The 14,121-nt window shown below is 34.7% G+C and carries 12 protein-coding genes; 5 read left to right on the top strand and 7 right to left on the bottom strand.

The genetic code is table 11. The features are described 5' to 3' along the window. Positions 1–108: 108 nt before the first annotated feature. From ACFPH8_RS02935 to ACFPH8_RS02950, 4 genes are all read left to right on the top strand, one after another. Positions 109–2,787, top strand: a complete 2,679-nt coding sequence (locus tag ACFPH8_RS02935; RefSeq protein ID WP_376858392.1) for a zinc-dependent metalloprotease — start codon at positions 109–111, stop codon at positions 2,785–2,787. A gap of 270 nt (positions 2,788–3,057) precedes the next feature. Beyond that, a complete protein-coding gene (locus ACFPH8_RS02940; RefSeq protein ID WP_376858393.1) occupies positions 3,058–4,173 on the top strand; it encodes an NAD(P)/FAD-dependent oxidoreductase in 1,116 nt (371 codons plus the stop codon). Position 4,174: 1 nt separating this feature from the next. Then, positions 4,175–4,858 carry a monofunctional biosynthetic peptidoglycan transglycosylase gene (mtgA, locus tag ACFPH8_RS02945; protein ID WP_376858394.1) on the top strand — a complete coding sequence of 228 codons (684 nt, stop codon included), beginning with the start codon at positions 4,175–4,177 and terminating at the stop codon, positions 4,856–4,858. A gap of 4 nt (positions 4,859–4,862) precedes the next feature. Further along, complete coding sequence (locus ACFPH8_RS02950) at positions 4,863–5,324, top strand: 3-oxoacyl-ACP synthase (RefSeq protein WP_376858395.1); 462 nt, start codon at positions 4,863–4,865, stop codon at positions 5,322–5,324. Here ACFPH8_RS02950 and ACFPH8_RS02955 read toward each other — a convergent pair. From ACFPH8_RS02955 to ACFPH8_RS02985, 7 genes are all read right to left on the bottom strand, one after another. Beyond that, complete coding sequence (locus tag ACFPH8_RS02955) at positions 5,317–6,228, bottom strand: ABC transporter ATP-binding protein (RefSeq protein WP_376858396.1); 912 nt, start codon at positions 6,226–6,228, stop codon at positions 5,317–5,319. The genes ACFPH8_RS02950 and ACFPH8_RS02955 overlap by 8 nt on opposite strands. Positions 6,229–6,301: 73 nt before the next feature. Continuing rightward, entirely contained in the window at positions 6,302–8,359 is a 2,058-nt protein-coding gene (locus ACFPH8_RS02960) for an FG-GAP-like repeat-containing protein (RefSeq protein WP_376858397.1), read from the bottom strand. Between the two features lie 77 nt (positions 8,360–8,436). Beyond that, positions 8,437–9,798: an Ig-like domain-containing protein gene (locus tag ACFPH8_RS02965; RefSeq protein WP_376858398.1), complete on the bottom strand. Its 1,362-nt coding sequence runs from the start codon at positions 9,796–9,798 to the stop codon at positions 8,437–8,439. 91 nt (positions 9,799–9,889) lie between these two features. Beyond that, on the bottom strand, positions 9,890–10,879 hold the full coding sequence (locus ACFPH8_RS02970; RefSeq protein ID WP_376858399.1) for an aspartate-semialdehyde dehydrogenase: 990 nt from the start codon (positions 10,877–10,879) through the stop codon (positions 9,890–9,892). A 125-nt stretch (positions 10,880–11,004) separates the two neighbouring features. Next, positions 11,005–11,412 (bottom strand): large conductance mechanosensitive channel protein MscL, encoded by a 408-nt coding sequence (gene mscL, locus ACFPH8_RS02975; RefSeq protein ID WP_248397031.1) that lies wholly within the window; start codon positions 11,410–11,412, stop codon positions 11,005–11,007. Positions 11,413–11,486: 74 nt separating this feature from the next. Further along, positions 11,487–12,593 (bottom strand): alanine racemase, encoded by a 1,107-nt coding sequence (gene alr, locus ACFPH8_RS02980; protein ID WP_376858400.1) that lies wholly within the window; start codon positions 12,591–12,593, stop codon positions 11,487–11,489. Next, complete coding sequence (locus ACFPH8_RS02985; RefSeq protein ID WP_376858401.1) at positions 12,577–13,233, bottom strand: thymidine kinase; 657 nt, start codon at positions 13,231–13,233, stop codon at positions 12,577–12,579. Before ACFPH8_RS02985 ends, alr begins: the two co-directional genes overlap by 17 nt. A 104-nt stretch (positions 13,234–13,337) precedes the next feature. On the opposite strand from ACFPH8_RS02985, the gene ACFPH8_RS02990 reads away from it, so the two are divergent. Next, entirely contained in the window at positions 13,338–14,069 is a 732-nt protein-coding gene (locus ACFPH8_RS02990; protein WP_248397035.1) for a hypothetical protein, read from the top strand. Positions 14,070–14,121 lie beyond the last annotated feature (52 nt).

Genomic DNA, 14,121 nt, shown 5'->3' on the forward strand with positions numbered 1-14,121 from the left:
TTCTCAAAACAACTATTTCCTTTCTACTTAAAAGATGTGTATATAACTTGAATTCAATGCGGAAAATAGTTACTTTAGTGGCAAAATAATTTATTTATACAAGAAAACATGAAAAAAAATTTACACAAAGTTTTACCATTCGTAATTCTTATGTTTTGTTTGTCAGCTTTTAGCCAAGATCAACACTTTAAAAAAGTGACTACAGGACAAGAAAACACTATGATGATTAATACCACGTATTCAATGGATATTAATCATTTAATGAGCGATTTGAGTAAAGCACAGCAGCGAGGAGACTCGCGAGAACAACTTAATAATCTTGTAATTGAAGTACCTAACCTTGATGGGGATTTAGAAAAGTACTTAATTCAAGAAGCATCTGTTATGTCGCCAGGCCTACAAGCCCAATATCCAGAAATCAGATCGTATGTTGGATATGGAATTGACACGCCTAGTTCATATTTACGTTTTAGTGTTTCTCCTTACAAAGGAATGTCAGGTATTGTTTTATCTGGTGTAGAAGGAAAGGGTCTAGTTATAGAGCCTGTAAAAAATAATGTATCTCAAATTATTGTTCGTGAGAAACAAAATTCAAATTCAGAAATTCAAAGTTTTGAATGTTCAACACCTGAAGCCTTAAATCAAGAAATCGGAGAAATTGTAAATACCAACCGTACAGGTGCTAATGGTACCTTACATACTTTTGATTTAGCAATGTCTGTAACAGCAGAATATTCTATTTTTCACGGTGGAACCTTGCCACAAGTTAATGCCGCTATTGTGAATACCATGACCGTTGTCAATGCCATTTTTGAAAATGAGTTTAATGTGAACATGGTATTAATACCAAATAATGATGCTGTTGTATATTTAACTACGGCAACTTCGCCATATAGTAGTACTACTGATTCTGGGTATAATGGTGTTTTACAATCAACTTTAAATTCAGTTATAGGTAATGCTAATTATGATATTGGTCATTTAATGGGAGGTATTGGAAATAATGGTAATGCTGGTTGTATTGGTTGTGTATGTGTTGCTAATCAAAAAGGAAGTGGTTATACAACAAGTACAAATCCAATAGGTGTAAATTTTGATGTAGATTATGTTGCGCACGAAATGGGACACCAATTTGGCGCAAACCATACGTTCACATTCAGATCTGAAGGTGGAATAGCTCAAATGGAACCAGGTAGTGGTAGTACAATAATGAGTTACGCAGGTATTACAGGTACTTCTGATGTACAACCTTTTGTAGATCCTTATTTTCATGCTATATCTATTCAGCAAGTCAATACACATGTGAGTTCTAGAACATGTGATGTTGAAACAGATACAGGAAATAATATCCCAACGGCAAATGCTGGCGCTAATATTACGTTACCTAAAGGAACTCCTTTTAGATTAACAGGTATAGGATCGGATGCGGATGCCAATGATGTAATTACTTATTGTTGGGAGCAATTTGACGAGAATAATGGTGTAACTGAATTTCCAGATCCAACATCAACCAATAGTAATGAACCGCAATTCAGATCGTATTTACCAACTACAAACCCAACAAGAACATTTCCTAAAATGGAGGATTTAGTAAGCTTTGGTGTTAATGGTTCGTTATACGAACAGATTCCTACTGTAGGAAGAAATGCAGATTTCAGATTAACCGTTAGAGATAATAGACCAGGAGGTGCAGCTAATGCTTTCGATGATATGCGTGTTACGTGGAGCAATACGGCAGGACCTTTTGTAGTAACATCTCAAGGAACAGATCAAATTGTATGGACTCCAGGTGAAACTGAAACCATAACTTGGAATGTGGCTGGTACAACAGCAAACGGCATCAATGCTGCTAACGTAAATATTTTATTATCAACATCATTAACACCAGACACTGATTTTACAACAGTTTTAGCGACAAATGTTCCTAATAATGGTTCTTACCAAGTTGTAGTTCCTACTGTGACTTCTGCCTATTCTAGAATTCTAGTAGAAGCGGCAGATGGGTCATTTTTTAATATAAATGATAATTATTTCGCGATAGGGGACTATATTTATGTGCCGGGTGATAGCTGTGAAGAGTATTTCTTTAACGCAGGCATATTATTAGATGAAAATTCAACTCAATTTAGCGGCTTTAATTTAAATATTGGCGATTCTAAAACTATTTCAGATCTTAAAATAAGCATAGATGCTACGACGCCAAATAGTGGTCAAATTCGTGCAGCTATCAGACCACCATCTCAAGCATCAGGTTTTAATCAAGTGTATTGGGGATCATGTGCGGGTTCTACAGATCTTATTTTAACGTTTGATGATGCTGGAAACCCTATTAACTGTGCAGATACAGCTAATAACGATGTGGTATTACCAGCGCAACCTTTAAGTTTTGCTGACGGTCTTAATTCTTTAGGTAATTGGGTTTTCTTTATTGGGGATGTTGAGGTAGATGGCGTGAGAGTAACATGGAATTCTGCAACACTGACAATTTGTGAGTCTGGTATTTTTGTTCCAGAATTAAGTGTGGATGAATTTGGATTAGATGCTTCATTTGCGGTATTCCCAAATCCAAATAACGGTGATTTCTCAATTAAATTTAAGCCTTCCACAAACGAATCCATTAGTGTAGAAGTGTTTGATATAAGAGGTCGAAATGTCTATAATAAAACGTATAACAGTACAGGTGATTTTAACGAGTCTATCTCGTTAAGTAATGCCCAAGCTGGTATGTACTTATTAAATGTGACTCAAGGAAGCCAGAAAATTACTAAAAAGTTAATTGTTAACTAACAAGTAATATCATAATTTTAATTTCATTCATAAGAACTCCGAAAGCAATTTCGGAGTTTTTTTTGCTTTCTTTTCATGTATTGAAACAAAAGTAAAGATTTACAGTAGGCTAATGAATTTTGTAATATTAGCGAGTCCATTACTTAATAATAATTAGGAATACCTTGACCAACTTTAAAATTAGCATCGCACTTTTTGAAATCTATATTTTTATGTATAACACCATTTTTAATGGCACTATAGCATGTAAAAAATCAGTAAATTAGCCCTATGAATCTATCGTATTGGGAACATAAAACCTGGTTAAGTCACGTAAATTATACTATTGTTGGTAGTGGTATTGTTGGTTTAAATTGTGCATTACAACTAAAACTACAGTTTCCAAAAGCCAAAATTTTAATTCTTGAGCGAGGCATATTACCGCAAGGTGCTAGCACTAAAAATGCAGGTTTTTCTTGCTTTGGAAGTTTAAGCGAAATTCTAGACGATTTAAAAACCCATTCAGAAGATGAGGTTATTAAACTCGTTCAAAAACGGATTGACGGATTACATTTATTACGTCAAAATCTTTCAGATCAAGCTATAAATTATCAGCAATTGGGAGGCTATGAATTGTTCAACAAGGATAATCAAGCATTATACGATACCTGTTTAGCGGAAAGAGCATCGATTAATAAATTGCTGTTTCCAGTTTTAAAAGCATCCATATTTTCACTTAAAACCAATGTTTTCGGATTTAAAAAAATTCGCGAGAAACTCATTTTTAATCCATTTGAAGGACAAATTGATACAGGCGAAATGATGGAGGCTTTATTGTTAAAAGTGCAATCAGCAGGTATCAAAATACTCAATAACGTAACCGTTGAAGCGTACACAGAATTAAACGGCCAGGTTGATGTAAAAACCAGCCACTTTCAATTTATAACCGATAAATTATTAATAGCAACCAATGGCTTTGCATCCCAATTAATAAATGAAGATGTAAAACCGGCTAGAGCCCAAGTACTCATAACAAAAGCAATACCTAATTTACCTTTTACCGGAACTTTTCATTTAGATAAAGGTTATTATTACTTCCGAAATATTAATAATAGAATCCTGTTAGGTGGTGGTAGAAATTTAGATTTTAAAGGTGAAGAAACGACAGTAATGAACGAAACCGCTCTTATTCAAAATCATTTGGAACAGGTAATGAAAACAACAATTTCACCCAATATTCCTTTTGAAATTGATTATTGCTGGAGTGGCATAATGGGTGTTGGAAACCAGAAAAAACCAATTGTTAAGCAACTATCCAATCATGTATATTGTGGTGTGCGGTTAGGCGGAATGGGTGTCGCTATTGGTAGTATAATAGGAAAAGAACTTGCCCAATTATTAAAGTAATATGATAAAAAAACTATTCAAATTTATTTTTAAATGTATTCTATGGCTTATAGTGTTATCTGTAGCTATGGTTGTATTATTTAAATGGGTTCCCGTGCCTATTACCCCATTAATGGTTATCCGTGGTGTTGAAGAATACCAAAAAGGTAATAAAATGACTTGGGAACATGATTGGGTTTCAATTGATGATATATCAAAAAATTTACAACTAGCCGTAATTTGTAGTGAAGATCAGAATTTTTTAAAGCACAATGGGTTTGATATAAAAGCTATTGAAAAAGCTATTGAAAATAATAAAAAAGGTAAGCGCATAAAAGGTGCTAGTACCATAAGCCAACAAACGGCTAAAAATGTTTTTTTATGGCCAAATAGGAGTTGGTTACGAAAAGGTTTGGAAACCTATTTTACCTTTTTAATAGAGTTAACTTGGAGCAAGGAACGCATAATGGAAGTGTATTTAAATAGTATAGAAATGGGTAAAGGTATTTATGGTGCTGAAGCCGCAGCGCGCTATTGGCATAATAAATCAGCCGCAAAACTATCGGCCATGGAAGCGGCTTCAATAGCTGCTATTTTACCAAATCCGTTAAAATATAGAGCCCAACCAGCTAGTAATTATATTGCCGGAAGAAAGTCTTGGATAGTAAGGCAAATGGGATATTTTGGAAGATTAGATTACAACTAAACCAATGAAAAAAAATAATGCCATAAAAAGTGAATTATACAATTTGTGCTTACTGTCTTTAAACCATCGGTTGGAGGCCGTTCAGACAAAAATTGCTGAAATTCAAGAATCTTTAACCAGTGAAACCAAAAGTAGTGCAGGCGATAAGCATGAAACAGGGCGTGCCATGTTACAACTAGAGCGTGAAAAAGCAGGTGTGCAGCTTTCTGAAATACAAAAGCAACAGAACACGCTTACTAAAATGAAGGTTTTAAATACCTCCAAAACCATCTGTTTAGGAAGTGTGGTGTATACGTCCAAGTCCAATTATTTTGTTGCTATTAGTGCCGGCGCGTTTTCAATTGCTGGTGAATTGTTTTATGCCATTTCACCGCAAACGCCTATTGGAAAATTATTATTAGGGAAAACCGTACTGAACGAGATTGCATTTAATAATCAGACGAATAAAATTGAAGCTATTATTTAAAAATTTCTAAATAAACCATATCACCTTTTTGCAATTCTAAAGGATGTTCAAATAAAATAGTGGATTCTTCAAATTTCGCCTCTATCAAAAAATAAGAACCCTTAAAATACGCTTTTTTAACGATTACTTTTATATCCGATTTTTCAACCACTTTCAGTTGGTGTGCATAAATAAACTGACCTTTAATACGATTAAATTCGCCGAAAAAAGCAGCAATTAAAGCACTTTCAGGTTTGTTATAAAGATCTTGTGGCTTTCCTTGAGCAGCAATAGTTTGGTTGTTTAATACAATAATCTGATCCGCAAAGCCTAAAACATCTTCTTGGTCGTGAGTGGCCACCAAACAGGCAATATTTTTCTTTTTCAGATAGTTAAAAACACGACGCCTTAATGCCTGCTTTTGGTAATTATCAATATGACTAAAGGGTTCATCTAATAATAAAATTTCTGGTTCTTGAGCTAAGGCGCGAGCTAGAGCTACACGCTGTTTTTGACCACCACTTAAAAGGGTGACTTTGGTTTTTGAAAATTCGGTGAGTGCAACTACGTCAAGAAGTTCAGCTGTGCGTTCTTTCTTTTCTTTCGGAAAAAAATTAGATAAGTGCTTTCCTATATTTTCTTCCACGGTTATAAACGGCATCAAATCAAATTCTTGAGCTACATATTTCAAGAAATCATAACCAACCACTAAATTGTGTTTAGGCCCGAGAATCTCTGTGTCTTTCCAAAAAATATGACCGGAATCTAAATCATACTCACCATAAAGGAGTTTTAATAGGGTGCTTTTTCCCGAACCGCTTTCGCCAATTATAGCTGTATTTTCACCTGGTTGTATACGCAAGTTTAAAGCCTGTAAAACAGGTGTTTTTTTATAGGCAAAATTGAGGTTTTTTACGTTTAGCATCTAGCAAAAATACGGCAAAAAAAATTCGCTTCTAAAAGAATAGAAGCGAATTTACTATGTTGATGAATCTATGTTATTGCTTAATAAATTTTCTGTTTATAACGCGACCTTCAGATTCTAATCGTAAAATGTAAAAACCGGTTTGTAATTTTGAAACATCTAAAGTGTTTGTTTGTAATTTAGAGTTTAATACTTTTTTACCATTTATGTCAAAAACGGTTGCAATTTTACCATCTAAAGAAACAGGTGCCGAAATATTAAGGGTGTTTTCTACTGGGTTCGGGTAAATTGTTAATGCTGCTAGCTCATAATCTTGAACTGTTAACGCCTCGCCTTCTGTAACACAAAGTCTTTGGTTAATTGTTGGGTTTGGAATATTATCTACAACACCTGATGGCCAGTATATGATTAAATTATCAATGGTTGATTCTGTTCCTAGTCCAAAATGTGTATTTAATGTGCTCATAAATCTAAAACCTTCACCGCTTCTAACATCGCGAATTTGAATGCCTGAAGGTGTGTGAATTTCTACACGTGCTCCAATTCCGTTTATATTACTATAACCTTCTGTTCCAACCGTACAGATACTAATCCAATTATTAGTATTCCCACTGTTCATATAAATATTTCCATTACTGAAAGAATCTATAAATCCATCATTATTTAAATCGCCAAAGGAACCATTACTTCCTGATATTAAATTTTCATGAAGTGAAAATGTTAAGTCGCCATTTCCAAATAGGATATTTCCATTGGATGCTATATCTAAATTGCCATCATTATCAAAGTCATAGGTTACATTCTCTATACCTGTTTCAGTTAACAGTTGAACACCTGAAGCGGTTGTAACATTTGTAAACATTACTGTTGTATTTCCTTGATTATCGGTTACCAAATCATTTCGCATCATTTTGTGTGGTCCAGAACTGGCACCAACAAAAACATCCATATCACCATCGTTATCAAAATCACCCCAGGCAGATGACCATGTTTGCATAGGATCGGCTAAATTTAAAGCTGCTGAAATTTCAGAAAATGTACCATCGCCATTATTTTTATGTAATTGATCCATACGTCTAGCTTCTTCACCACCGCACTTGGCTATAAATAAATCTTGGTTTCTATCATTATCATAATCAATCCAAACGGAACCATAATTTCCTCCGGACTCATAAAGACCCAATCCGCTTGGTACACCTTGAACATTTTCACCTTGATAATAGGTTAAGTTACCTTGCCCATCGTTTATAAAGTAAACGTTTGGTGCTACATCATGACATACAAAAGCATCTAAATGGCCATCGTTATTAATGTCCACAAAATTGGAGCGTTGCGAAAACACATAAGGGTCATGAGAATCTTCGGTAAAAGTACCATCACCATTAGACCTCATGAATGTTACACCATTTCCACCTCCATATAAAAGATCAGTAAAGCCATCCGCATTATAATCAGCTGCAGCTAAACTCCAACCAGGCGTGTTGTCTGCATATGATGTGGTAATATCCATGCTTTGAAATCCGCCAGATGGTAATTGTTCCTGAATATTAATATTGGTATTGGAAACCGAAACAATATCATCTAAATGATCACCATTCATATCGACAACGGCTCTATTGGTTCCTGTTGTAGAAAGACTACTAACTGTAAAAGTTACTGCAGGAGGTGTTGGAGGATCGCTTTCTGCAATTTCAAAATCAAAACCATTTGCGTCCCAACGGTTATCAAATGCAATATAATAAGTTTGGCCTGCTAAAACATTTAAAGTGGCAATGGACAAATATACACTGCCGCTGTCATCATCACCACCTTCGCAAATTAGTGCGCCACATGTTCCACTAAAAATATGTACACGTGTATCACGACCAGCATTTTGTGTTAAATCGGTTGAAACGGTTAGATACGTATCCGATTCTGGTACATATTTAAACCACTCGCCTAGACTAGCTGAATTTGAGCTAGTATTACAATTAGGGCTAGGAACTTCGCTACCGTCTATTAAAGATACACTATAAATGCCTGGTTGCGTAATGGGCGTTGCAGCATCTGCTTCAGTACATGTATTGGAACTTGTTTGGGCATGTGTAGCGGCAAGTGTTAAAAGTGCGAGTAAAAGTAATTTTGTTTTCATGACTTAAGTAATTGATTTATAGCTTGATATTTCACTAATATAAGTGTTTTTTTATTCTTAATTTTAAGGTCTTAGGTTTATTCACATCTATCGGTTAAAGAATTCACCCATTCGGTAATTAAAGCAACACCTTCTGTATGTTGTAATGTGCGTCCTAATAAAGGCATACGATATTGTTCTTCTACAGAAGTCATTCTAAAAACAGCTACCGAAGCATCGGCATTGGCGGGATTCATAATTAATGGATATTCGTCTCCAATATTGGTGTCGGGTTCTACGCAAATACCCATATTGCTTGCCAATTCATTTTCATTAAATGCAAAACGCATAGGTCTGTATTCGCAATAGCTTTCTTCTGAATGACAATGGGCACAATTAATATCTAAATAAGAGCGTGCACGCATGGTTAGGGATTCTGACGTATCATCCCAAGCTACCATAGTGTCAATATTTCCAGGATAATCAGCGCTTAAATAACCGAGGTCCACCCATTTCTGTAATTGATTGCTTGTGCCATCTGGATACACATAATTTTTATTCAAATTCTGCGGTTTTGGACCTATTGGAACAGGTGTTCCAAACTTATTATGGCACGTAAAACATTCGGCTCTTGATGGAACACGGTAATTGACGTTTTTAACTGTACCTGCTTCGTTCCAATCTAAATTTACAAAGCTACCAGTGGTTGTGAAGCTTGCCTCGGTTTGTTCTTCATTCCAAACATATTCGGCAAATTCCCATCCGCTATCTGTAAAATACATGATGCGTGTTTCAATAATTCTGGTATTACCTGCTGGCAACACGTTATCGTAATAAAAATTCTTTATTAGAAAAGCACCAACGGGAAAATTAAAGGGTGTGTAATCGGTATCATAATTGGCTTTACTGCCATTTGGCATCCATACAAATCGTTTTTTGTGTGCATAATCACTAAATAATGCTGAATTTAAATCGTAGGGAATAACACCTGAAACAGGCTCTAAATTTTTTAAATCGCCTTCATAAAAATTATAATCTGATAAGTTGGGATATGGCAAGTCATCTGGATTATAAACAACTGGTGAAGTTGGTAAAATAGTAACCGTTACGGTTCCTGTTGCGCAATTATTATTTGAAGAACAAATTGTATATACAAAACTATCAGTGCCTACGTAATTGCCAGTTGGTGTATAACGTATCTTATCATCACTTGGATTGTTCGGGGTATTATTATCAAGAATGGAAATCGTGGCATAGGTTGTAGTTGTAACCGTTAATACACCTGTTTCCGGAATATTTCTATCATTGGCAAGCACATCAATTTCAACAAAGCTATTTTGAAATACTTGTGCAGTATCCGCTTGTGTTTGAATTTGCAAGGCTATATAATCATCATCTTCTGATTTACAAGCAAGCAATGTGAGACCAAAAAGTAATAAAATGAGGTAGTTTTTTTCCATAATCGACTTAAAAGACGACTACGAATTTAAGAAAAAAAATGCCAATATCTTGATTAAAGCGTGGTATTTATATGTTTAGAATGAGTAAACGTTAAACTAAATCATTTTTTAGTAAATATTCTGCAATTTGAACAGTGTTTGTTGCGGCACCTTTTCTTAAATTATCGGCTACAATCCACATGTTTATAGTGTTTGGCTGCGATTCGTCTCTACGGATTCTGCCAACAAATACGTCATCTTTTCCGTTAGCATAAATAGGCATTGGGTACGTGTTTACGTCTGTATTGTCTTGTAAAATAACGCCTTCCGTTTCGTTTAGAAGTTTACGAACGTCACTTAACACGAAATCCGTTTCAAATTCAATATTTACCGCCTCACTATGACCTCCAGCTGTTGGGATTCTTACGGCTGTTGCCGTTACTGCTATAGATTTATTATCTAGAATTTTTTGCGTTTCACGAACCAACTTCATTTCTTCCTTGGTATATCCATTAGCTTCAAACACGTCACAATGTGGTAAGGCATTTTGGTGAATTGGATAGGGATATGCCATTTCGCCATTAATACCAGCCATTTCATTTTCTAATTGTTTTACAGCTTTTAATCCAGTTCCTGTGATTGATTGATAGGTAGAAACAACAATACGTTTGATGTTATACTTTTTATGAAGTGGCGCTAAAACAAGCACCATTTGAATGGTAGAGCAATTAGGATTGGCAATAATTTTATCAGCTTTAGTTAATGTAGATGCATTAATTTCTGGTACAATTAATTTGGTGTTGACGTCCATACGCCAAGCAGACGAGTTGTCAATTACCGTGGTTCCAGCAGCTGCAAATTTTGGAGCCCATTGTAATGATGTTTCACCACCGGCCGAAAATAAAGCTATTTCGGGTTTTAGTGAAAGTGCTGTTTCAAGATTAACAACGGTATATGTTTTATCCTTGAAATCAACTTTTTTACCAACAGATTTCTCTGAAGCTACAGGTATTAATTCGGTAACCGGAAATTGACGCTCTTCTAAAACTTTCAACATCACTTCCCCTACCATGCCTGTGGCACCAACTACAGCTACTTTCATCTTTATTATTTTAATTACAAAACTAAATAATTATTAAGGTAATTGTTTAAAATATAACATAAAAAAACCACTTCTATTACGAAGTGGTTTAGGGTTAGAATATGCAATGTAGCGGTTACTACGTCTTATTTTTTTAAAAGATCACGTATTTCCATTAATAATTCGTTATCCGATGGTCCTTTAGGAGCTTCTGGAGCTGCCTCAACAGGTTTTTTAGTTTTATTATACGCTTTCACAATCATAAATAATACAAAACCAACTATAATTAAATTGATAATAGTATTAATCCATTCGCCATACATAATAGCATTTTCTGGTGTTGCTATTGTTCCATCTGCTGCCAAAACAGCATCGTCTAGAATGATTTTCATATCAGAAAAATCAATTCCACCCGAGAAATGACCAATTATTGGCATCATGATATAGGTTACAAACCCTTTAACAACTAAACTAACTGCGCCAGCCAGTATAACGGCAACAGCAAGGTCTATGACGTTCCCTGTCATGATAAATTTTTTGAATTCTTTAAGCATAATAAATTATTTTAGTTAGTGATTTATGTTTTAAATTTAAATAAAAGTTTGAATGTAAACGAATTGACAAGAAATTATTTTAAAAAAATTCGTTTTACACGTTGTGAAACAGCGGTTATAATCTCATAAGAAATACTTTTTGCTGTATTAGCGAATGCGTTTGCTGTTGGTGTTTTTCCGAAGATAATAACTTCATCTCCTTCCTGACAGTCAATATCCGTAATGTCCACCATAATCATATCCATACACACATTTCCCAAAATATAAGCTTGTTTGTTATTGATGGTAACGAACCCCTTACCGTTTCCGTATTGCCTACCAATACCATCTGCATGGCCAATAGGAATGGTAGCTGTTTTTGTTTTATTTGTGGCAATAAATGCACGATTATAACCAACACTATCTCCTTTTTCTATGCTATGTATTTGCGAAACAATTGACTTTAAGGATGCAATAGGTGTGAAATTTTTATCTTCTAATTCTGAATTACCAAAACCATATAATCCAATTCCTGAACGTACCATATCATAATGAGCTTCAGGATAATTTAAAATTCCAGACGTATTGCAAATATGTAACATGGGTTTGTAGCCAATAGCATGTATGAAAGAATCTGAAATCTGTGTAAATAATTCAATTTGTTTTTTAGTGAAGGCTTTTTCATTAAAATCTTCGCTAGCTGCTAAATGTGAAAAAATAGATTTTACCTGAATACTATGTGTCTTGGTTAATGTGGATACTATTTTAGGAACATCGGTTTCCTCAAAACCTAACCGATTTAAACCGGTATTAAATTTAATATGAACGGGAAAGTTGCTTTGTTTTTCGGCTTCTGCAACTTTTATAAATTCATTTAAAACAAAAGGGCTGTATAAACTAGGCTCTAAACAACGTTCTATAAGCGTTTTGAAATTTGCCGATTGTGGGTGAAGCACTAAAATCGGTGTTCGAATTCCAGCATCACGCAACGCGACACCTTCATTTGTGTAGGCTACCGCCAAATAATCAATATGTAAAGTTTCTAGGTGTTTAGCAATTTCTGACGCATCACTGCCATAGGCATACGCTTTAACAACGGCTAATATTTTGGTTTGTGAATTTGTTCTAGACTTTAAGTACTGAAAATTTTTCGTTAAGGCATTTAAATCAATTTCAAGAACAGTTTCATGCACTTTTTCCATTGGAGTCTTTGGTATTGTTTTCAATTTCTTCTGCACCTTCAACTTTCATGCTACGTATTTTATCACGTTGCATAGATTTGTAATAAGCAGCACGACTTAAAGGTTCGTACTCATCCACTTCACCTAATAAAACGAGGTCATCACTTTTCGCTTTTCGATAGCTATATTGTGCTAAATTTCCTGTTTTGGTGCAGATGGCATGCACCTTGGTTACATACTCGGCCGTTGCCATTAAATTTGGCATAGGACCAAATGGGTTACCTTTAAAATCCATATCCAAACCAGCAACAATAACGCGAATACCTTTGTTGGCTAAATCATTACAAACCCGAACAATTTCATCATCAAAAAATTGGGCCTCGTCAATACCAACCACATCACAGTCGTCTGCCAACATAGGGATATTAGCGGCCGCAGGAACTGCTGTGGAGCGGATTTTGTTGGCATCATGAGAAACCACCATTTCTTCATCATAGCGTATATCTACCGTAGGTTTAAAAATTTCAACCTTCTGTTTGGCAAATTGTGCACGCTTGAGTCTACGAATTAATTCTTCCGTTTTACCGGAAAACATAGAACCGCAAATAACTTCGATCCAGCCAAATTGTTCTTTATGATTTACTGTATTTTCGAGAAACATTTTGTAATTTTAACACTAAAATAAACGGATTGTTCGTTTTGTATAAAGGTGGCGTAAATTTATTAAAAATCAAAAGCATAAATAGGTTTTAAAGTTAAAAAGTTATGAAGAAGAAGTTAGAAGCTGAATTAATGAGTATTGCACATAGAATCTTAAAATTAAAAGGTAAAGATGATTTAAATAAAATGCATCTAGAAGTGGCTGCTTTATATGAAAAATTAACGGTATTAAAATTTGCCAAAGAAAATTTTGAGGATGATATTCCTACTATTGGTAACGATTCGTCATTTTTTGATATGTTAGATGTAGCTTTTAATAATAAAGTGAGCGACAATATTGAATTTGAAGATAAGACCTACATAAATCTTGATGAGTCTGAACACGAAGAAATTATGGAACCTGCCATTGAAAAAATAAAAGATATGGTAGCCCAAATGCCTCATGAAGCGCAAATGGTGGATTCACTTTTTGAAAAGGCAACCCCAAAAACCCAAGTTCATAAAATTGATTTGGATGATATAACAGCTGGTTTTGATAACCAACCTATCTTTGATCCCGTTAAAAAAACGGATGCTAATTTAAAGAAATCCCTTAACGATAAACTTAAAAAAGGCTTGGTAATTGGGCTTAATGATAAAATAGCTTTTATTAAACATTTATTTAATGGTGAAGGTGATGATTACAATCGTGTGATTTCGCAAATAAATACCTTGAATTCAGTGGAGGAGGTTCAGAATTTAGTTTTAAACATTGTAAAACCTGATTATAATAATTGGGAAGGTAAAGAGGTTTATGAAACGCGTTTTATGGAACTTGTTGAAAGCAAATTCGATTAACTAGAATATTTCTCAACCTATCTTTTATTACGCATGATTTTGAATGTTGAAA

Origin of the sequence: Bizionia hallyeonensis, assembly GCF_042657385.1 — a bacterium.
Lineage (GTDB): Bacteria > Bacteroidota > Bacteroidia > Flavobacteriales > Flavobacteriaceae > Algorimicrobium > Algorimicrobium hallyeonense.